Origin of the sequence: Halobacillus sp. B29 (assembly GCF_052246755.1) — a bacterium.
Classification (GTDB): Bacteria; Bacillota; Bacilli; order Bacillales; family Halobacillaceae; genus Halobacillus; species Halobacillus halophilus.
In genome coordinates this window covers 140,359-161,202 of the sequence record NZ_JBQQCM010000008.1, presented here as the reverse complement: position 1 = coordinate 161,202, position 20,844 = coordinate 140,359, and the positions used below count along the sequence as shown (strand labels likewise).

The window sequence follows — 20,844 nt, the reverse complement described above, 5'->3', positions numbered from 1 at the left end:
TAATTGAATCCATTCATCAAATTTTTATTTATAGTGAATAACTAATAATGACTAATAGAGAAAGAGGGATCATAGTGGCGAAAGAGACGAAATATATATTTGTAACTGGCGGTGTGGTATCTTCCCTAGGAAAAGGAATCACAGCTGCTTCATTAGGAAGATTATTAAAAAATCGGGGGCTTAAAGTAACGATTCAGAAGTTCGATCCCTACATCAACGTGGATCCAGGGACGATGAGTCCTTATCAGCACGGAGAAGTATTTGTAACGGACGATGGAGCAGAAACGGACTTGGATTTAGGTCACTATGAACGTTTCATCGATATTAATTTGAATAAATTCAGTAACGTAACCACAGGTAAAGTATATTCAAACGTAATTAAGAAAGAACGTCGCGGAGATTATCTGGGGGGAACGGTCCAGGTTATCCCGCATATAACCAATGAAATAAAGGATCGCGTCTTTCGTGCCGCTCATGAAACGAATGCTGACGTTGTCATTACAGAAATCGGAGGAACCGTTGGCGATATTGAATCACTGCCATTCCTGGAAGCCATTCGTCAAATTAAGAGTGATATTGGCCGTGATCACGTCATGTATATTCATTGCACCCTGGTTCCTTATTTGAAAGCGGCTGGTGAAATGAAGACGAAACCAACCCAGCACAGTGTTAAAGAATTACGTTCTCTTGGGATTCAGCCGGACGTTATCGTATTACGTACAGAGATGGAAATCTCTGAGGATATGAAAGAAAAAATCGCGCTTTTCTGCGATATTAATAAAAACGCTGTAATCGAAGCGGGAGATGCAGATACGTTGTACCACGTACCTATTACACTTCAAGCACAGAATTTAGACCAGCTTACTTGTGATCACTTTGGTCTGGATTGCCCGCCAGCTGATATGACAGAATGGAATCAGCTTATTAATCAGGTGAAGAACCTTGAAGAGAAAGCGACCATTGCACTTGTAGGGAAGTACGTAGAGCTTCCGGATGCTTATATTTCAGTGGTAGAGGCTCTGAAACATGCAGGCTATAGCTTTAATGCGGATGTTGAAGTGAAATGGGTCAACTCAGAATTTATCACAAGCTCAAATGTGCAAGAGCAATTACAGGATGCTGATGGTATTCTCGTTCCTGGTGGATTTGGAGATCGTGGAATTGAAGGAAAGATCGAAGCTATTCGCTATGCGCGTGAGCATCGTGTACCTTTCCTTGGCATCTGCCTGGGCATGCAGTTGGCCACCGTGGAATTCGCTCGCAATGTACTGGGACTGAAAGGGGCACATTCGGCTGAAATTAATCCATCAACTCCGCACCCGATCATCGACCTTCTTCCTGAGCAGAAAGAGGTTTCTGATCTTGGGGGCACACTTCGACTGGGCATCTATCCATCCCGCCTGAAGGAAGGTTCCAGGGCTTTGGAAGCTTATGGGGAAGAGGTTATATATGAGCGCCACCGTCATCGTTTTGAGTTCAATAACCATTATCGTGATCAGATGGAAGCGGCTGGGTTCAACTTCTCTGGAACCAGTCCTGACGGAAGATTAATCGAAATTATTGAAGTAGAGGATCACCCTTGGTTTGTGGCCAGTCAATTCCATCCGGAGTTTAAATCTCGTCCTACTCGCCCTCAAGAGCTTTTCTATGGCTTTGTCGGAGCTGCTATGAATCAGAAATAGTAAATATATAAAAAAAGATGTTACAACAGTAGTGTTGTAACATCTTTTTTTACAGGCTGGCTAAACGTAATGGGTAGTTTTACTTTCCTTGTTGCAGATAAGCTTGGGGGAACGGTGAGCTTCCTCGCTCGTTTTCACTCCCTGCGGGATCTCACCTTATTCCTTCTCCCATGGGAGTCTCATCATTTCCCCACCAACCCAACTATAATGTTACGAACGGACCCTACCAGTAGAAAAAAGTGGGAATCTTAAATCGTCTTAAATGCTTCTATAGCGGCGTTTATATCCTGTAGAGACTCGGTTACTAGCGTTGATCACATAGGTTATTACTCCTCATATTAAGGCATTTACGTACAGGATTTCGAACTTTCCATGATCGCAAAGGGACGGAAGGGAACGGCGAAGACTCCTAGGTTAAAAGCGGAAGCACCTTGGTCAGCGTCGTATGGACTGGACGTTCAAATGTGGAGGTGCCTTGACCAGCCTCGACAAGCTTAAGAACAACCATGAAAGGAAGTGCTCTTCCTCCTGTCATGGTTGGACTTAAGACCTCGAGAGGCTAGGCACCGAAACTAGACTGAGCTGGCGGAGATAAAGAAAACACGAAGAGCGGAGCGATTCGATGTTGCCTTATCGTACAGAAGTGAGGGAAGTCTCACTAGACGCTAGGTGCTGGAGCTGGATAGCACTCCATATCGTTTATGTTCTGATATTTGATTAAGACTAAAAAAAGTGTAAGAACGGGATAAACATGATCGGTGAAATCCCGCAGGGCTGTTAAGCCCGAGGAAGCTCACCACAAGGGATGTTCGACTAAGACCGCCACGTCCTGTGGCAACGTCGAACGACCCTGCGTCGTGCAGGGCCGCGGAAAGCGAGCCGTTCACTGGAGCCCCTTATCTACCCAATATCTCGAAATCCAGTCTTCAACTATCCTGTCCGTTTCTTCAATAAGCTCTAATGAATGAATAACTACAACCTATGACAGGATCGTGTACACATAGATAATGTGAGATTTAACAGCCTTTTTTATCATGTCGTGTTACATTACAAAAATCGACTTTCTTCATCTCAAAACAAGAGAAATTCATGCCTAGAACGTGTGTGCGCAGGAAAACTGCTTACAATCATCGAACTAAACATGCAGAGAGAAAGAAGTGGACTAGGAGAAAAGGTGTATATTTACTAAAATTCGAAAGGCAGGGATAAACCATGTCGAACAAGATACTAATCGTAGATGACCAGGCCGGTATTAGGCTGTTACTTGAAGAAATCTTAAAAAGCGAGGGATATGAAACGGTAAGCGCTAAAACAGGAAAACAAGCTTGTGAGCTAGCTGAACAACAAAGCATCGACCTTGTGATTATGGATTACAATCTGCCGATCATGAATGGAAGTGAAGTGCTGTCTCATCTGGATGAAATCGGTTTTACCGCACCGGTTCTTATTATTACGGGGCGGTCCAGGGAATCCATTGAAAAGACTATGGAGTATTCTTTCGTACAGGAAATAATATTAAAGCCATTTGATATCCATAAATTGAAAGAAATGGTATCTGGAACCTTAACACATAGTAGCTGAACTAATATTTTTTAAATGTAAGCGTTATACCTCTTATAGAGTGTTGCACCTGGGATAGGGTATTGGTATTCTAATACTGTGAGTAAACTTGCATGGTATAATTTCATATGGAAATATACGTGTAGAGTATAGATCGTATTTACAAAAGGAGGATCTTTCATGCCACTGGTATCAATGAAAGAAATGCTAGAAACAGCTAAGGAAGAACGCTACGGAGTAGGACAGTTTAACCTTAACAATCTTGAATATGCTCAAGCAATCCTACAGGCTGCTGAAGAAGAGCAATCTCCAGTAATCCTTGGAGTGTCCGAGGGTGCTGGTCGATATATGGGCGGCTTTAACGTCGTGGTTGACATGGTTAAAGCGCTTATGAAATCGTATGGTACAACTGTACCAGTAGCGATTCACCTTGATCATGGTTCAAGTTTTGAAAAATGTGCAGAAGCAATCCACGCAGGATTTACTTCTGTTATGATTGATGCTTCCCACGATCCACTGGAAGAAAACATTGCACTAACTAAAAAAGTAGTGGAATTAGCACACATTCATGGTGTTTCTGTAGAAGCAGAGCTTGGTCGCGTAGGTGGTCAAGAAGATGATATAATCGTAGATGATGCAGAAGCAGCTTATGCGATTCCATCTGAGTGTAAAAAACTAGTGGATGAAACGAATGTTGATGTATTTGCTCCGGCTCTTGGTTCTGTGCACGGTCCTTATAAAGGTGAACCAAACCTAGGTTTTGACCGCATGGAAGAAATCATGGGTCTTGTAGATAAACCGCTTGTTCTTCACGGTGGTACTGGAATTCCAACAGCCGACGTGAAAAAAGCGATCTCGTTCGGAACAGCAAAAATCAACGTAAATACTGAAAGCCAAATGGCTCAAGGGAAAGCTGTGCGTCAAGTACTAGCTGAACAGCCTGAGCAGTATGACCCTCGTAAATATCTAGGACCAGGACGTGACGCGATTAAAGAAACAGTAATCGGAAAAATGCGTGAATTTGGTTCCTCCCAAAAAGCATAATTACTTAAGAACAGGAAGCCGTTACATCGTAGCGGTTTCCTTTTCCACATGAATGAAAACGCAATCATTAGACAATTTTCATTAAATCAAGTATTCGGAAGGTGGACGTAATAAATGAAATTCTTTATTGATACAGCGAACATTGACCATATCCGTGAGGCTAAATCCCTGGGTTTATTATCTGGAGTAACGACAAATCCGAGTCTCGTAGCAAAAGAAGGAGTTTCCTTCCACGAACGCTTGAAGGAAATTACAGGAGAAATAGACGGCTCTGTCAGTGCGGAGGTCGTTTCAGAAGATGTTGAGTCTATGGTTGAAGAAGGTAAAGAGCTTGCGGCTATTGCTCCTAATATTACCGTGAAAGTTCCGATGACGCTTGAAGGTCTGAAGGCCGTTAAAACCTTAAGTGAATTGAATATCCAAACAAACGTAACTCTTATTTTTTCTGCCAACCAAGCGTTGATGGCTGCTCGTGCTGGAGCTTCTTACGTTTCTCCTTTCCTTGGGCGATTGGATGATATTGGGCAAAATGGGATGGAGCTGGTTGCGCAAATCTCCGAAATATTCGACCGTCATGCAATTGATACAGAAATCATTGCAGCTTCGGTGCGTCATCCAATACATGTGACAGAAGCCGCTATCCACGGAGCTCATATTGCGACCGTTCCTTACAAAATTTTCGAGCAGATTGTTCAGCATCCACTTACGGAACAAGGAATTGAAAAATTTCTTAATGACTGGAACAATCAAAAATAACGTGTTAAATGGTAAAAATTGCACATAATAAGGTCATCAACTTTTACCTTTAAAGCGAGGAGTATCTCATGCATAAATTATTAGTAGAAGGTGGATCGCGTTTGCGTGGACAAGTCCGCGTAAGCGGTGCTAAAAACAGTGCCGTTGCTTTGCTTCCGGCAGCCATTCTAGCTGATTCTCCAGTCACAATTGAAGGACTTCCTGACATTTCAGATGTTGGGATTTTATCCGACCTTTTAGAAGAAATCGGAGGCTCGGTGAAAAAAGATGGACGAACCATCCACATCGACCCTTCCCAAATGGTTTCCATGCCGCTCCCAAATGGAAAAGTGAAAAGGCTGAGGGCCTCTTATTATTTTATGGGAGCGATGCTTGGAAGGTTTAATAAGGCGGTTATCGGACTGCCGGGAGGTTGTCATTTAGGACCAAGGCCGATTGACCAGCATATTAAAGGCTTCGAGGCATTAGGAGCTGAAGTGACAAACGAGCAAGGGGCCATTTATCTTCGGGCTGAAGAATTGCGTGGCGCGCGAATATACTTAGATGTTGTAAGTGTAGGAGCTACTATCAACATTATGCTTGCTGCTGTTAGAGCAAAAGGAAAGACTGTAATTGAAAATGCAGCAAAAGAGCCTGAAATCATTGATGTAGCTACACTACTCACAAGTATGGGGGCTAAAATTAAAGGAGCGGGAACGGATGTTATCCGGATTGAAGGAGTGCAGGAACTAAAAGGTTGCCTGCATACCATTATTCCTGACCGGATTGAGGCCGGAACTTATACGATTATGGCTGCAGCTCAAGGGGATGAAATGATCATTGATAATGTTATTCCTCAGCACCTTGAATCCTTACTCGCTAAGCTGCGTGAAATGGGCGTAACAATTGAGGAAAATGACGAACAATTATATGTTCGTCCCGGGAAGCATCTGCGAAGTGTGGATATTAAAACGCTTGTATATCCAGGGTTCCCCACGGATTTACAACAGCCGCTCACTTCCCTGCTTACAAAAGCAGAAGGAACAGGGATTGTAACGGACACCATTTATCAGGCACGTTTTAAACACGTGGATGAACTGCGACGTATGAATGCTGCTATAAAAGTCGAAGGCGGCTCAGCTATCGTCGCTGGACCTTCCAAATTACAAGGAGCAAAAGTAAAGGCTTCAGATCTTCGTGCCGGTGCTGCTCTTGTTATTGCAGGGCTGATGGCAGAAGGGATTACGGAGATTACAGGTGTCGATCACATTGAGCGAGGATATGAAAATATTACGAATAAGTTGATTGAACTCGGTGCTAACGTCTGGTATGAGGAAATGTCAGAGAGAGAAATAGAACAATTTCAGAATTCCTAGGTATTCGATGAACCTTAGCAAAATTTATATGCACGGGGCTGACGATGCGGAAATTCATATGGCTTTTGACCAAACGAGGCCGAAATTCTCTGGTTGATCAAGACTGGGCACTGGAAGGGATGGTGCCTGCTGTTTTTACATGTTTAGGTGGAGACATTCAAGGGAAGCTAATACCATCTAAAGATGAAGACCTTGTGATGTGTAAACGCATAAAGAACGTAACCGCGTCCTTCAAGTGAATGGTACAATAGTGATTTTATTGATAACAGAATGGTGATAGGCAAACCATCTCCACCATAGTCAAATCTTTGAAATTTGGAAGCCGGGCTCCCGGCTTCCTCCTATTCTACGAAAAGATTCCGCACATCTTCTCAGCATGTTCCCAAACTTTACGATTGAATCCTCAGGAGGACAAGAGTACAATATAGGTTATTCGATAGAGATAGAAGAGAATGGACTGTTTATCCCTCCGTAAGCTTCAGAATTTAACTTCACTTAACTTCTCCTTTTTCTTTCATTCCGACATTCAATAGAGAAGTCAATTTTTCCACACAAAAAAAAGCTTACATTGGAAGAAATTCCTGTTCAGACTCGATTAGAAATAAAAATAAAAGTGGTGATTTTGTGGCAGATTTAACCATCTCCAATTTAGAGACGATGACGTTAAAGGGACTTTATGCGAAAGCACGGCAGTACAAAGTCTCTTATTATGCAAAACTGACAAAAAGAGAATTAATCTTTGCGATATTGAAAGCGCAGGCCGAAAAAGATGGCTTTTTATTTATGGATGGGATTTTAGAGATCATACCATCAGAAGGCTTTGGTTTTCTCCGCCCGATTAATTATTCTCCAAGTGCTGAGGATATTTATATATCCGCATCCCAAATTCGTCGATTCGACTTAAGGAACGGAGATAAAGTATCTGGAAAGGTACGTCCACCAAAAGAAAATGAACGTTACTATGGATTGCTGCACGTAGATGCTGTCAACGGAGAAGATCCTGATTCAGCAAAAGAGAGGGTGCATTTTCCTGCTCTTACACCTCTGTATCCGGATCGTCATATGAAATTAGAGACAGAGTCTAAAAAACTTTCTACACGTGTGATGGATGTCATTTCCCCGGTGGGTTATGGACAAAGGGGTCTCATTGTGGCACCTCCAAAAGCTGGTAAGACGATGCTGCTTAAGCAAATGGCTAATAGTATTACCACTAACCACCCTGATGCAAAACTCATCATTTTACTTGTCGATGAGCGTCCGGAAGAGGTTACGGATATTGAGCGCTCCGTCCATTCCGATGTAGATGTGGTCAGCTCTACTTTTGATGAAGTTCCAGAGAACCATATTAAAGTATCGGAGCTTGTATTAGAACGTGCGATGCGCTTAGTAGAGCATAAGCGTGATGTTATTATCTTAATGGATAGTATTACGAGACTCGCTAGAGCTTACAACTTAGTCATTCCTCCAAGTGGACGAACGCTTTCCGGGGGGATTGATCCCGCTGCCTTTCACCGTCCGAAGCGTTTTTTTGGAGCGGCCAGAAATATTGAAGAAGGCGGCAGCATGACGATATTGGCTACTGCTTTAGTGGATACAGGATCTCGTATGGATGATGTCATTTATGAAGAATTTAAAGGAACAGGCAATATGGAGCTCCATCTGGATCGAAGTCTGGCTGAGCGTCGTATCTTTCCTGCGATTGATTTACTTCGTTCAGGCACACGTAAAGAAGAGCTGCTTCTTAAAAAAGATCATTTAGAAAAGATTTGGGCTATACGAAAAATGATGTCGGATGCCCCTGATTTCTCAGAGCGATTCATGAAACGACTTAAAAGTTCCAAGAACAACGAAGAATTTTTTGAAATGATGAATAAAGATATGCAGGGCAAATCAGCTCAAGGAAGACGTTCATAGTAATCTTAAATTATTTTCACCTAAGACCATGCAGGATCTAATCTTGCAATGGGGGGTGTCCCCTGTTATAATCTTTCTATGTGAGTTTCAGTAAAAGGTGTTTAAACTAACCTTCGACGGCTCTTACAATAACTCTGTTTCTAAAGGAATCAGGGCAAAAAGGAGTGGAAGAACATGAAATCAGGAATTCATCCAGAATACCGTAAAGTTGTATTCCTAGACACAAGTTCTAATTTCAAGTTTCTAACCGGATCTACTCAAGCATCCGAAGAAACGATCGAGTGGGAAGATGGAAACACATATCCATTGATCCGTATCGAGATTAGTTCTGCGTCTCATCCGTTCTACACTGGCAAACAGAAAGCTGACAAAGCTGGTGGCCGTGTGGATCGCTTCAAGAAAAAATATAACCTTTCATAATAATGAGCGCCTATCCTTATGGATGGATGCTGCATCATTTTGAACAAGAACAGGCAAATTGTCTTTATGGTTTGCCTGTTTTTTTGTCAAAAATGACTGAAATAGAGGGAGAGAGAACCATTTTCAGAAATGAACCGAAACAAGATGGTTAACATAAGTGAAACTATATTGTGGAACGAAAAAAGCGGCTACTCTATAGTTTTGTATATGTTAGGATTGGTTGCTCGAGTCCTCTATAATCTTTATACATAGAGCTGTCCTTGATGGTCCGTGAGCGATTGGTCATTCGTTCAGGGGCGGAAATCAGGAGGGCTCTTTTTTAATGAAACCTTGGCGACGTGTTGATTGTGTAAGAAGGGAGCGACAGTGGACGTGTATGTAATGAAGCAAAGTGGATGGGTAGAAGTCATTTGTGGAAGTATGTTCAGTGGAAAATCGGAGGAATTAATTCGCCGGGTACGCCGTGCAACGTTTGGCAACTTAACGGTTCGTGTATATAAACCAGCCGTTGATGATCGTTATAAAGAAGATGCAGTCGTGTCTCACAACGGCACTTCAGTTCTGGCGCGCCCTATGAAAGAATCTCTGGATATCCTGAACGATGTAGGTGAGGAAGTTGATATCGTCGGGATTGATGAAGTGCAGTTTTTTGACGAGCATATTGTAGAAGTAGCGGAATGTCTGGCTGATCGGGGGATTCGTGTCATTACGGCAGGACTGGATACAGATTTCCGTGGAGAACCTTTTGGGAAAATGCCTGAAATGATGGCTCTTAGTGAGAGTATCACTAAACTAAATGCTATTTGTCCTATATGTGGTTCGCCGGCAAGTCGAACGCAGCGTTTAATTGACGGAAAACCAGCTTCATATCATGATCCCATTATTTTGGTTGGGGCGTCTGAGTCTTACGAACCGCGCTGCCGCCATCACCATGAAGTTCCTCATAAACCCAGGCAAAAGCAAGTAAAGGCTGCTTATGCTGAAAGAAAATAAATAGAAACAGGAAAGGCGGATGTGTAGAATGTACACATCCGTTTTTTTTGGGATGGCTTGTCACTAAAACAAGTAGGAGGATTTTGCCTGGATGTAGGATTAAAGCATAGGTCCTTAATTCCTCATCAATATTTTTTCGATTCTTCACAAGCTATCCATCTGTTTTGTTTCTTTTGAAATGTAACTCATTAAACAATGAGAATTTCTATATTCTTAAATTAGCCTTATTTATAATTTTGGATGTATTGGGGAACGTTTAATATAACAACGCTAGTGGAAAAGTGTTTAAAGACTATAAAATGCTTTTTAAAAGGATGACATGTATGGAGGAACGTTCACTGCAATCTGAAATATCCAGTTATATCGGGAAGCTTTTGCGCGACAACTTCGGAAAAGGACCGGCTTCCGTTTACGTTACCATTCAAAAACCTTATGTAACCATTTACTTGAAGGATTTCCTGGCTCCAATGGAAAAGCTCCTAGTGGGTCAGAATAATAAAGATAAAGTTGAGGAAACCCGTGATTTACTTATGCAGGAATTAATTCCTGACATAAAAGCAACATTCCGTGCCACGGCGGGATTAGAATTGAACTCCCTTTATTACGACTGGTCGCTGACAAATCGTTCTGGGATGATAATTGGAGTGATTCAATCCGATGAAGAGTTAGATCCGTCCGTGAAAGATTATCAGCACAAAGCGGCTCTTCACGAGGAAATAAAGAAAGTTTCCAAGCAGGCGGAAAAAATTCCGGAAGAGGTTAGCTCTTTTAAAATCAACGACCGCACGATCGTAGTGGAGCGTAATGGTATCCTTGTGGCTATTGAAAAAGAAATGATTCGCTCAGGATTTGGTGAACAATTAAGAATGGCCAAACGCCATCTTGAGAAGAGGCTGCTCCATCAACTGTCTTTAGAAAAAATATTACAACTGAAAGTAGAAGACATTTTTGTGGATTGGGATTTTGACTCGGACTTTAGTCACATTATTTTAATTGTGAAGCCTGAAAGCTGAGAATAGCAAAGGACAAGCTCTTTTTTTGCAAAAGGTGTGACATTCCTGTAAAAGGAAAGGTGGAATAACGATGCCTGTGACTGGTTCCAGCCCATTATTAAAAAAAGCTGATTTGTTAAAAAATTGCTGTCAAGCTTATGCTTATGCTGTAGAGGTTCATCAGAATAACAGCCGAATGGCAGAAGAGATGTGCAAGTCCTGTGCTGAAGTCTGCCGGGCATGTGCGGAAGACTGTCTTAAACTTGAACAGGACTCTCTTAGTGAAGATACGTATCAGATGTGTTTAAAGTATGCAGAGATGTGTGAAAAAATTATGGGTTTTCAGACCCGCTCCACAAGAAAAGAGTGGAAGGAATCCATTTAGCCTGACTTTAGACCCCTTTTATTCAAGTGGATTCTATACTATAATAGTAATTAGAGATGGTTCAAATAAGTGCTGTCTAATATATGTTTTTTTAATTACAATTTCAATTGATATCTCCGGTAAACTTTGACTAGAGAATAGAGCTAGGCAAAAGCCGAAAAGACCATTATAGATGGCCTTTTCGGCTTTTGTTTTTTTGAATTGTAAAATAATGTGATTGTCTTGGAAATGGACAAAAGAAAGGGGTCTTGCAATGACTTATCGCATTGTTGGGGTAGATGATTATAATATAGTCATCGAATTTAGAAAAGATAACAAAGAAATTACGTTCAAAAGTTATGATGAAGCAGAAAAGTATAAGCAGCTTATTACGAAGGAAGCGATTATACCGAGTAAGTATAAACTGACTATAAAAGAATAAAGGCAGGAAGGTGCATTCTCTAAAAAGGGAGGCACCTTTTTTACTTTGTAAACCATACATAAACCCATTGATCGGAGAGAACAATAACGGTAAAAGAGAAGAGGTGATTGTCATGTTTCGATACACGATAGTCGTTCTTGCGGCCGTATTGTTTCTCTCAGGGTGCGGGCTGCAAGTGGATAAGTATCAAGGGCAGACAAGCAGAGACGATGTGGAAAATATGGGTATGAATGAAAAAATAACGACGGATACGCAAAACCCTCGTTTAATTAAATATGTTGGAGACTCATGGGGGCTGAAACAAGATCGAAAGCTTATTAAAGAAGCTGCCGATGAAGTGCCGGGTGTTAAAGTCAAACGAGTCATTCTGGAAGCGAGTCAAGTCTGGGTTTCGGTTGATATGAAAAATGAAGATAAAATGTCGGACGAAGAAATCGAAGAATGGAAATCTGAGATTAAGCAAGCCGTATATAAAGCTGTTCCGCGCTACAATATTCATGTAAAGATTAAATAAGGAATGTGCCTGGTCCTCCTCTTTATTAAAAGACTGACCAGGCATTTTTTGCACCCAGCATCCAGGTTCTTCAGATTAGTGAAGGAGCTCAGGTTGTATCCGCGAGTTCTCTATAATATAATTATAATGTTATGGAGAAAGAGGTGCATACCATTGATCGAACGCTTACAAACATTGGAAGATCGTTATGAAAAATTAAACGAACTATTAAGTGATCCTGAAGTCATTTCTGACACGAATAAACTTCGCGAATACTCTAAAGAGCAATCCGGTCTACAGGAGACCGTAGAGGCTTATAGAGAATATAAAGAGGTTACCGAGCAAAAGGACGAAGCCAGAGCAATGCTTGATGATAACCTTGATGATGATATGGAAGAAATGGTAAAGGAAGAACTTAATGAACTCTCTCAGAAGAAACAAGAATTAGAAGAACGTCTGAAAGTCCTCATGCTTCCGAGTGACCCTAATGATGACAAAAACGTTATTATGGAAATTCGCGGTGCGGCCGGTGGCGATGAAGCTGCTTTATTTGCTGGTGATCTTTACCGCATGTACGCCCGCTACGCGGAAATGCAAGGCTGGAAAACGGAAGTGATTGAAGCCCATGCCAACGATGTAGGCGGATATAAAGAGATTATCTTTATCGTGAACGGTGAACGTGCTTATTCTAAAATGAAATTTGAAAACGGAGCTCATCGTGTCCAGCGTGTACCTGAGACAGAGTCAGGCGGACGGATTCATACATCTACGGCTACTGTGGTGGTTATGCCAGAAGCGGAAGAAGTAGAGGTTGAAGTACACGATAAAGATATTCGTGTGGATACGTTTGCTTCAAGTGGACCAGGGGGGCAGAGTGTCAATACGACCATGTCAGCTGTCCGTTTGACCCACGTGCCGACCGGTATCGTTGTATCCTGTCAGGATGAAAAATCTCAGATCAAGAACAAAGAGAAAGCGATGAAGGTTCTTCGTGCTCGGATTTATGATAAATTCCAGCAGGAAGCTCAAGCGGAATACGATGAAAGTCGTAAATCTGCAGTCGGTACCGGTGACCGCTCAGAGCGTATCCGTACGTATAACTTCCCGCAGACGCGTGTTACAGACCATAGAATTGGTTTAACCTTACAGAAGCTGGATCAAGTTCTTCAAGGGAATATGGACGAAATTCTTGAGGCTCTTCTTATCGAAGAGCAGACGAAGAAGCTTGAGCAGATTGGTGAATAACATGAATTCAAACTTTACTACGATTCAGGAAGCCCGTCACTGGGCTTCCGTTTTTTTAGATAAGCATACGCGGGAAACAAGAGTAGCGGATTTATTGCTGGAGCATTTTTTAAACATGTCTTTCGCACAGTTATTAGCATATGAAAAAGACCCTTTTCCGGAAAGTAAACGTGAGGTCTTCGTGGAGAGTGTACATGTTCACGCAGAAACCGGCATGCCTGTCCAGCATATTATAGGAGAGGCTGACTTTTATGGCAGAAGTTTTTCAGTGAATTCAAATGTTTTAGTTCCTCGCTCTGAAACGGAAGAACTGGTAGAAGGGATCTTGAACTGGGTGGAAAGCTTTAATAAGGACAAGCTTCAAATAGCGGATATAGGTACAGGAAGCGGTATTATAGCTATAACACTGGCGCTTGAACTGAACAAAGCAGATGTCTATGCAAGCGATATTTCTGAGGAAGCCCTGCAAACCGCATCAGGCAATGCTCAAAAGCTTGGAGCGGATATTCAGTTTATTCAAGGCGATTTTTATGAACCGTTTAAGGATATACCGGTCGATATTGTGGTTTCCAATCCGCCATACATTGCGCATGTAGATAAGGGTTCGATGGATGACACCGTAGTGAATTTTGACCCGGCTCTTGCCTTATTTGCGGACCGGGAGGGACTGGCGGCTTACGATTCAATTGTGAAACAAATTAAGGACTCGAATCATTCTCCTTCTTTAATCGCTTTTGAAATTGGATATCTACAAGGGAATGCAGTAAAAAAACTCATTCAAGATAGCCTTCCTGATTACACGGTAGAGATTCGGAAAGATATTAATAAAAAAGACAGAATGGTGTTTGCCAGCTGTGTCTCCAACTGATCTTTAAATAAATGTGGAAGTACCTAATGAGCAAATAGTTCGTTATTGTTAGAAAATCCTTGTTCAGTGCTTCTAAAAAGCGAAAAGTTCTCCGGCTTTCTGTACGCTCGAATCATAAGATTGCCCTCGCCTAAGGTTCCCATTAAGAACGGTAACATCCCCCCCTTGAGCTTAGAGAGGAAAGGTTCATAGATTGATAGGTTTAAATTCTTCCACCCCTGCCTATACTAGCAACTAACAGAGGGACAGGGAGGACTTACCAAAATGAAAAACACCGTACGCTTATTACTAGCATTATTCATTATAATTGTTGTATTACCTTGGGGGCAAAGCACAGGAACTGAGAGGAATCAATATCAAGTCATTCCTGACGAAGCGATTCGTCTTCGCATACTAGCTGACAGCAATGATCAACAGGACCAGCAGATCAAACGACTTGTACGGGATGAAGTAAATCAGGAAATTAACAAGTGGGTAAAAGATTTAACTTCCATTGAAGAAGCCAGAGATATGATTCGAAATCGTCTCCCTGAGATTGAAAAAGTAGTAGCAGAAACCCTCGAGAAAGAAGGTATAAACTACTCTTTTGGAGTAGATTATAACGATTCCGTTACGTTTCCCGCTAAATTGTATGGTACATATATGTACCCAGCCGGTGAATATGAAGCCATTTTAATCACTCTGGGGCAAGGCACGGGAGATAATTGGTGGTGCGTATTATTTCCGCCTCTATGTTTCCTTGACTTCTCCAATGGCACAAGTGTAGCGCAAGCTGAGGAGGAAAATTCAGATAAAATAGAAGCCGATCCTTCAGATGATGAAAAAGAAGTGAAATTCTTTGTGGTCAAACTTTGGGATAAACTATTTTCCTAGCATATCATCCACATCCTTTTTCATAATGTAAAAGAAAAGGGGCGTGGATGATTCGTGTATATTGAAAAAATGGACGATAAACTCTACTATTTAAAAGAAGGAAAGCGTAAGATTGGACATTTTCATTTGAGTGCTCAGGGGAATGGAGCATTCAAATTAGAGCAGCTGCACGTTGTTTCCCAGGTTTCACCCAGTCAGATTCTGGGTGTTTTTGAATTGATTCAGTATTATGCGCAGGCACAGAAGATGGATGAAATTCATGTGGACAGCCATTCGAGAGCCCTTGATCATATCCTGCAGCATCAGCATTTTGAACGGCAAGATGTCGAAAAGTGTTTGTGGATATATCGAGTTAATCACAACTAGCTGTGTATAAACGGGGTACTTATGCACAGTTGTGTCTAATTCAGTGGATAACCTGTGGATTTCATTTTTGGTATTGTGAAAATTACTAACGGTTTCTTTGGATATGTGGGTATCTTTGTGGATAACTTGAGGACAACCTGTGTATAATGTCTGAATTTGTGGAAACTTGTAGAATGGATACTACGATATCAAGTTAATTGTCGAAGAAAAAGGAGTAGTAGAAATGGGTATGATAACGAAGTTGTGGAAACCCTCTGTACAACCAAAGGAATCAGATGTTTCCATACAAGAAGCAGCTTACTTATTGAGAGAACAACAAGTGGTTGCTTTTCCTACAGAGACAGTCTATGGGCTTGGAGCAGATGCTACGAATGAAAGTGCGGTTCAAAGAATCTTTGAAGCTAAGGGGCGTCCGTCGGATAACCCTTTAATCGTGCACGTGGCAAGCATAAGAGAAGTAGAGGATCTCGTTACTCATATTCCTCAGATAGCTCGTAATCTTATGGAAAGATTCTGGCCAGGACCGCTTACTTTAATTTTAGAAAGCAACGGAACAGCCTCAAAGAATGTAACGGCAGGGTTAAAAACGGTGGCGATTCGCATGCCGGATCATGCATTAGCTTTAGCTTTGCTGAAAGCAGCTGAGCTGCCTTTGGCTGCACCGAGTGCGAACCGTTCAGGGCGCCCGAGTCCTACAAAGGCAGAACATGTACGTCAAGATTTAGAAGGACGCATTGCAGGCATTCTGGACGGAGGACCTACGGGGGTAGGAGTAGAATCAACGGTACTGGATTGTACATCTGCCATTCCTGCTATTCTTCGCCCGGGAGGTATAACGAAAGAGGATCTTGAAGAGGTACTGCCTGAAGTGAAAATTGACCCTGCCTTATCGGGGAAAGACACTCCCCCGGTTTCTCCAGGGATGAAGTATACACATTATGCCCCCGAGTCTCCATTGTGGTTAATAAAGGGGGAGGATGAGTTCTTCAGGAGTCAGCTGCATGAATTACAAGAAGAGGGTTACAGGATTGGGGTAATTGCCAGCAATGAACTGGCTGAAAAACTTCATCATGAATTCGTTCTTCCGTGTGGATCGAGAGAGAATCTTACGGAAGTAGCTAACCGACTTTACGAAGTGCTGCGTGAATATAAAGAGTCAGATATTGACCTTATTCTATGCGAATCTTTTCCCGATTATGGCGTTGGGGCGGCAGTTATGAATCGATTAACAAAAGCCTCTGTTAAGATCATCGAACAGCCCTGACATATAGAGCCTGCTTCCCGCATACGATGAAATAGCATGTCCGGGGAGGGCTCATATTTGGAACAAGTTACGGGGTTGGTTTTGCTTTCGTTAGCCTTAGGTTTGGATGCTTTTTCAGTTTCACTCGGAATGGGGCTTCAAGCGGTTCGTTTAAAACACGCATTCTTTGCAGGGATTGTTGTGGGTATTTTCCACATGTTCATGCCTGGACTTGGTATGGCTCTGGGACAATGGCTTTCAGGCAGTGCTAGTGAGTGGGCGGCTGTCGGAGGAGGATTACTGCTTTTCTCTCTGGGAAGCTATACCATTTTTGCATCATTTACGGACAAGCATAATGCAGCTTATACCCTGGCGGGAGCGGGGATGTGGCTTTTTGCACTTAGTGTGAGTATTGATAGTTTTCCGGTTGGCTTCAGCTTAGGACTTCGTGAATCGGAGGTTTTCGTGTCCATTATTTCCTTCGGTCTGTTCAGTATGCTGCTGACATGGGCAGGTTTTGTTATTGGACGGCGGGCTAGCGGTCTTCTTGGTGTGTATAGTGAATTACTCGGAGGAAGTATTCTCTGTGCGCTCGGGCTGCATGCCATTTTCTGACAAAAATTTTAACGCCCCCCTTTACGTATGGTAGTATGGAGTAAAATGATAAACGGTTAGGAGAATTGGCTATGAAAATATTATTTGTTTGTACAGGAAATACTTGCCGAAGCCCTATGGCCGAAGCTCTCTTAAAATCAAAGCTCTCAACTATTGAGGTACGTTCGGCCGGTATATTTGCCGGTGAAGGAGAGCCGATGTCCAAAAATACGGAACTTGTTCTTAGAGAATGGGAGTTTGGCATAGATCACAAAACAAGTTCAGTAACGGCAGAATTGTTAGAGTGGGCTGATCTTGTGTTGACTATGACGGATCGTCACAAACAAACCCTGGCTATTCAATATCCGGATTATCAAGATAAATACTTTACTCTAAAAGAATACGTACTCATTGACGAAAACCAGTGGCAGAAGCTGAAAGAGCTTTACTCAAAATTTGAAGAGAAACGTTCTTCCATATTAAGCCACACTGCAAACTTAAGTGATGAAGAAATGGAAGAAAAACTTATGACTGATTTAAAATCCGAGATTAAACAAATTGAAGAAATAGAGAACAGCATCCCTGATATCAACATTACCGATCCTTTTGGCGGGAACCTGGATGCCTATAGAATAACGAGGGACGAATTGGATAAGTATATTGAACTTCTCGCTAAACGATTAAACGGTACCTCAGCCTAACGATCTGGTATCCTGAGATTCAGGTTTGAAAAGGTACCGAAATACATAGGATGGATGGTTGTTCACCTGTTAGCTGCTGTTTAGCAAATTTATGGATCGATCTGGGTTGCAGCTCATAATGACTCTAAGTCAGCCAGCAGATTGAAGAGGTATACCATGGAGTGAATCCTAAAATTCCTCATAGCCCTGTAAAAGTCTCTTATATTTCAACATGCGGAATTAAAAGTGCCTTTCTTATAAATATTAATAGTATTAATGCATTCTGATATTAACAATAGAGCCGGAAAAACGGCTCTATTTTTTACGTTCAGTAATCCTTTTGTTCAATTGACAGCAGCTCGGTAAACTGTCACGATAGGATTGACAATTATGAAGACGGGAGTGTAGGAGCTATGAAAGTAATTCTTGCTTCAGACCATGGCGGTGTAAATCTGCGACAGGAAGTAGCAGATGTTTTAACTGAACTTCAAATTGATTTTGAAGATATTGGCTGTGACTGTGAAGGGTCCGTAGATTATCCTGACTATGGTATTCCAGCAGCTGAGCGAGTAGCTGACGGAGAGTTTGATAAAGCTATTCTTATTTGCGGAACTGGAATCGGAATGTCCATTTCTGCAAATAAAGTAAAAGGAGTACGTGCTGCTCTTGTTCATGATCTTTTTACAGCAAAGGTTACACGGGAACATAACGATTCAAATGTTCTTTGCATGGGCGAGCGCGTCATTGGCCCTGGCCTTGCTAAAGAGATAGCAAAGATATGGGTTTCGACAGAATTTGAAGGCGGCCGTCACCAAAACCGTATAACTAAGATTGCCGAATATGAGAATAAATAATACAATGAAAGCAGATAAGCGGAAGCTAAATAATGCGGAAGCTGATAACTAAAGGAGGAGCATCCAAGCTTCTCCTTTTTTAGAAATAAAACGACAAGGAGGGGCAGGCGTGAAAGATGTCCAAACCATCCAGGCTGATACCAGGGCTGTAGTGGAACAACTTTTGCAAACGGGAGCCATTAAAGATGGGATATTTGTGGTAGGATGTTCGACTAGCGAGGTAGCTGGCGAGCGGATTGGCACTTCCGGAAACGAGTCTATGGCAGAGGTTATGTACCGTGAACTTAAGAAGATGGAAGATCAGGCGAATATTCATATAGCTTTCCAATGCTGTGAGCATTTAAATCGGTCAATCGTTGTGGATCGCTCTGTTTTTGAGAAAGAGAGGTTGACAGAGGTCTCGGCCATTCCGGTACCTAAAGCCGGTGGTTCTATGGCTTCATATGCCTTTAAGCATATGGATGACCCAGTCCTGGTAGAAACCATCCAGGCCGATGGAGGACTCGATATAGGGGATACTTTAATTGGAATGCATTTGAAGCGGGTGGCCGTCCCGGTACGTATTGAGCAGAAAACGATTGGAGCCGCCCACATTACGGCTGCTAAAACGCGGCCTCCTTTAATCGGAGGAGTCCGGGCCGTTTATGAAAGAATAGAAGAAGAAGGTTCATGTGACGAATAGGAATGGAAAGGGGAACGGTTTACTATGAATCAAGTGAAATCAACAGATGCAGAGGTATTTGCAGCTATTCAGGATGAAAGAGATCGTCAACAGAATAATATTGAGTTAATAGCTTCTGAAAACTTTGTTTCCGAGGCTGTGATGGAAACGATGGGTTCCGTTATGACTAATAAATATGCGGAAGGATATCCTGGCCGTCGTTACTATGGAGGCTGTGAGCATGTCGACGTAGTAGAAAACCTGGCTCGTGACCGTGCAAAAGAGCTTTTTGGTGCAGATCATGCCAACGTCCAGCCTCATTCCGGCGCCCAAGCCAACATGGCTGTTTATTTTACCGTTCTGAATCACGGAGATACCGTACTTGGCATGAATCTAAATCACGGAGGACATCTTACGCACGGAAGTTCTGTAAACTTCAGTGGCAAGCTGTACAACTTTGAAGAATATGGCGTAGAAGAAAATGATGAACGAATTAACTATGAAGCCGTATTGCAAAAAGCGAAAGAAGTCCAGCCTAAGCTGATTGTTGCCGGCGCGAGTGCTTATCCACGTGAAATTGATTTTGCTAAATTCCGTGAAATTGCGGATGAAGTAGGAGCTTATCTTCTTGTAGATATGGCACATATTGCCGGTCTGATTGCCTGCGGTCTCCATCCTAATCCAGTGCCGCATGCGCATTTCGTTACAACTACGACTCATAAAACCCTTCGCGGCCCACGTGGCGGTATGATTCTTTGTCAAAAAGAGTTCGCGAAAAAAATCGATAAGAATGTGTTTCCTGGTATGCAGGGTGGTCCATTGATGCATATAATTGCTGCCAAAGCTGTTTCTTTTAAAGAAGCGTTGCAGCCGGAGTTTAAAGATTATTCCAAGCAAATCATTGCCAATGCTAAACGTCTCGGGGAATCCCTTGTAGATAAAGGTGTTGACATTGTATCGGGCGGAACAGATAATCATCTGCTGCTACTGAATTTGCAAAAGAAAGGTCTTACAGGAAAAGTGATAGAAAAGGCTTTAGATGATATTGGTATTACAACCAATAAAAATACGATTCCTTTTGACACAGAAAGTCCGTTTGTAACGAGTGGAATCCGTATTGGAACCGCTGCTGTCACAACTCGCGGTTTCAAAGAGAACGAGATGGATGAAATAGCAGACCTAATTGCTTTCACTCTTGAGCATCACGATAATGAAGAAAAAATGAAAGAAGCGGCAGAGCGTGTGCGTGAGCTGACTTCCCGTTTCCCTCTTTATCAAACTTTAAATTATTCTTCTATTTAATATAAAAAGCCGTCAGCCTAGTGCTGGCGGCTATTATTATGTCTTCGTATGTGCTGGTAGGAATGAATGGAGGGCCTGGGTAAATTCATATTTATCGGGTTGCAGTTCATCTTGTTTTTCAGTACAATTTAAAGGATGCAAAC

23 protein-coding genes are annotated in these 20,844 nt (G+C 42.2%); all 23 read left to right on the top strand.

Annotated features, from left to right (window positions below):
* Window positions 1–74: 74 nt before the first annotated feature.
* Window positions 75–1,682, top strand: a complete 1,608-nt coding sequence (locus tag ACTWP7_RS12105; RefSeq protein WP_443123385.1) for a CTP synthase — start codon at window positions 75–77, stop codon at window positions 1,680–1,682.
* Between the two features lie 1,212 nt (window positions 1,683–2,894).
* On the top strand, window positions 2,895–3,263 hold the full coding sequence (locus ACTWP7_RS12100) for a response regulator (RefSeq protein WP_014644854.1): 369 nt from the start codon (window positions 2,895–2,897) through the stop codon (window positions 3,261–3,263).
* Between the two features lie 159 nt (window positions 3,264–3,422).
* Window positions 3,423–4,286: a class II fructose-1,6-bisphosphate aldolase gene (gene fba / locus ACTWP7_RS12095; RefSeq protein WP_089751296.1), complete on the top strand. Its 864-nt coding sequence runs from the start codon at window positions 3,423–3,425 to the stop codon at window positions 4,284–4,286.
* 114 nt (window positions 4,287–4,400) lie between these two features.
* The gene (gene fsa, locus ACTWP7_RS12090) at window positions 4,401–5,042 is read left to right on the top strand and encodes a fructose-6-phosphate aldolase (protein WP_443123384.1); all 642 of its coding nucleotides are present in this window, start codon (window positions 4,401–4,403) and stop codon (window positions 5,040–5,042) included.
* 68 nt (window positions 5,043–5,110) lie between these two features.
* On the top strand, window positions 5,111–6,397 hold the full coding sequence (locus tag ACTWP7_RS12085; protein ID WP_443123383.1) for a UDP-N-acetylglucosamine 1-carboxyvinyltransferase: 1,287 nt from the start codon (window positions 5,111–5,113) through the stop codon (window positions 6,395–6,397).
* 44 nt (window positions 6,398–6,441) lie between these two features.
* Window positions 6,442–6,636, top strand: coding sequence for a hypothetical protein (locus ACTWP7_RS12080; RefSeq protein WP_443123382.1), 195 nt, complete (start codon window positions 6,442–6,444; stop codon window positions 6,634–6,636).
* Window positions 6,637–7,021: 385 nt separating this feature from the next.
* On the top strand, window positions 7,022–8,311 hold the full coding sequence (rho, locus tag ACTWP7_RS12075; protein WP_443123381.1) for a transcription termination factor Rho: 1,290 nt from the start codon (window positions 7,022–7,024) through the stop codon (window positions 8,309–8,311).
* A 174-nt stretch (window positions 8,312–8,485) separates the two neighbouring features.
* Window positions 8,486–8,731: a type B 50S ribosomal protein L31 gene (locus tag ACTWP7_RS12070; protein ID WP_014644848.1), complete on the top strand. Its 246-nt coding sequence runs from the start codon at window positions 8,486–8,488 to the stop codon at window positions 8,729–8,731.
* A gap of 372 nt (window positions 8,732–9,103) precedes the next feature.
* Window positions 9,104–9,724: a thymidine kinase gene (locus tag ACTWP7_RS12065; RefSeq protein WP_443123444.1), complete on the top strand. Its 621-nt coding sequence runs from the start codon at window positions 9,104–9,106 to the stop codon at window positions 9,722–9,724.
* A gap of 323 nt (window positions 9,725–10,047) precedes the next feature.
* Complete coding sequence (locus ACTWP7_RS12060; protein ID WP_443123380.1) at window positions 10,048–10,737, top strand: Na-translocating system protein MpsC family protein; 690 nt, start codon at window positions 10,048–10,050, stop codon at window positions 10,735–10,737.
* A gap of 70 nt (window positions 10,738–10,807) precedes the next feature.
* Window positions 10,808–11,101: a four-helix bundle copper-binding protein gene (locus ACTWP7_RS12055; protein ID WP_443123379.1), complete on the top strand. Its 294-nt coding sequence runs from the start codon at window positions 10,808–10,810 to the stop codon at window positions 11,099–11,101.
* A gap of 253 nt (window positions 11,102–11,354) precedes the next feature.
* Window positions 11,355–11,522 carry a hypothetical protein gene (locus ACTWP7_RS12050; protein ID WP_158512391.1) on the top strand — a complete coding sequence of 56 codons (168 nt, stop codon included), beginning with the start codon at window positions 11,355–11,357 and terminating at the stop codon, window positions 11,520–11,522.
* Window positions 11,523–11,634: 112 nt separating this feature from the next.
* Window positions 11,635–12,036, top strand: coding sequence for a hypothetical protein (locus ACTWP7_RS12045; protein ID WP_443123378.1), 402 nt, complete (start codon window positions 11,635–11,637; stop codon window positions 12,034–12,036).
* Between the two features lie 153 nt (window positions 12,037–12,189).
* Window positions 12,190–13,260 carry a peptide chain release factor 1 gene (gene prfA, locus ACTWP7_RS12040; protein WP_443123377.1) on the top strand — a complete coding sequence of 357 codons (1,071 nt, stop codon included), beginning with the start codon at window positions 12,190–12,192 and terminating at the stop codon, window positions 13,258–13,260.
* 1 nt (window position 13,261) lies between these two features.
* Complete coding sequence (gene prmC / locus ACTWP7_RS12035) at window positions 13,262–14,128, top strand: peptide chain release factor N(5)-glutamine methyltransferase (RefSeq protein ID WP_443123376.1); 867 nt, start codon at window positions 13,262–13,264, stop codon at window positions 14,126–14,128.
* A gap of 264 nt (window positions 14,129–14,392) precedes the next feature.
* Window positions 14,393–15,001, top strand: a complete 609-nt coding sequence (gene spoIIR, locus ACTWP7_RS12030) for a stage II sporulation protein R (RefSeq protein ID WP_443123375.1) — start codon at window positions 14,393–14,395, stop codon at window positions 14,999–15,001.
* Window positions 15,002–15,070: 69 nt separating this feature from the next.
* Window positions 15,071–15,367: a hypothetical protein gene (locus ACTWP7_RS12025; RefSeq protein WP_443123374.1), complete on the top strand. Its 297-nt coding sequence runs from the start codon at window positions 15,071–15,073 to the stop codon at window positions 15,365–15,367.
* A 229-nt stretch (window positions 15,368–15,596) separates the two neighbouring features.
* Window positions 15,597–16,631 (top strand): L-threonylcarbamoyladenylate synthase, encoded by a 1,035-nt coding sequence (locus ACTWP7_RS12020; protein WP_443123443.1) that lies wholly within the window; start codon window positions 15,597–15,599, stop codon window positions 16,629–16,631.
* 57 nt (window positions 16,632–16,688) lie between these two features.
* Window positions 16,689–17,225: a manganese efflux pump MntP gene (locus ACTWP7_RS12015; protein ID WP_443123373.1), complete on the top strand. Its 537-nt coding sequence runs from the start codon at window positions 16,689–16,691 to the stop codon at window positions 17,223–17,225.
* Window positions 17,226–17,296: 71 nt separating this feature from the next.
* Window positions 17,297–17,905: a low molecular weight protein arginine phosphatase gene (locus ACTWP7_RS12010; protein ID WP_443123372.1), complete on the top strand. Its 609-nt coding sequence runs from the start codon at window positions 17,297–17,299 to the stop codon at window positions 17,903–17,905.
* Window positions 17,906–18,297: 392 nt separating this feature from the next.
* Window positions 18,298–18,738, top strand: a complete 441-nt coding sequence (gene rpiB / locus ACTWP7_RS12005) for a ribose 5-phosphate isomerase B (RefSeq protein ID WP_443123371.1) — start codon at window positions 18,298–18,300, stop codon at window positions 18,736–18,738.
* Window positions 18,739–18,865: 127 nt separating this feature from the next.
* Window positions 18,866–19,420, top strand: coding sequence for a TIGR01440 family protein (locus ACTWP7_RS12000; protein WP_443123442.1), 555 nt, complete (start codon window positions 18,866–18,868; stop codon window positions 19,418–19,420).
* A gap of 24 nt (window positions 19,421–19,444) precedes the next feature.
* Window positions 19,445–20,701, top strand: coding sequence for a serine hydroxymethyltransferase (gene glyA / locus ACTWP7_RS11995; protein ID WP_443123370.1), 1,257 nt, complete (start codon window positions 19,445–19,447; stop codon window positions 20,699–20,701).
* Window positions 20,702–20,844 lie beyond the last annotated feature (143 nt).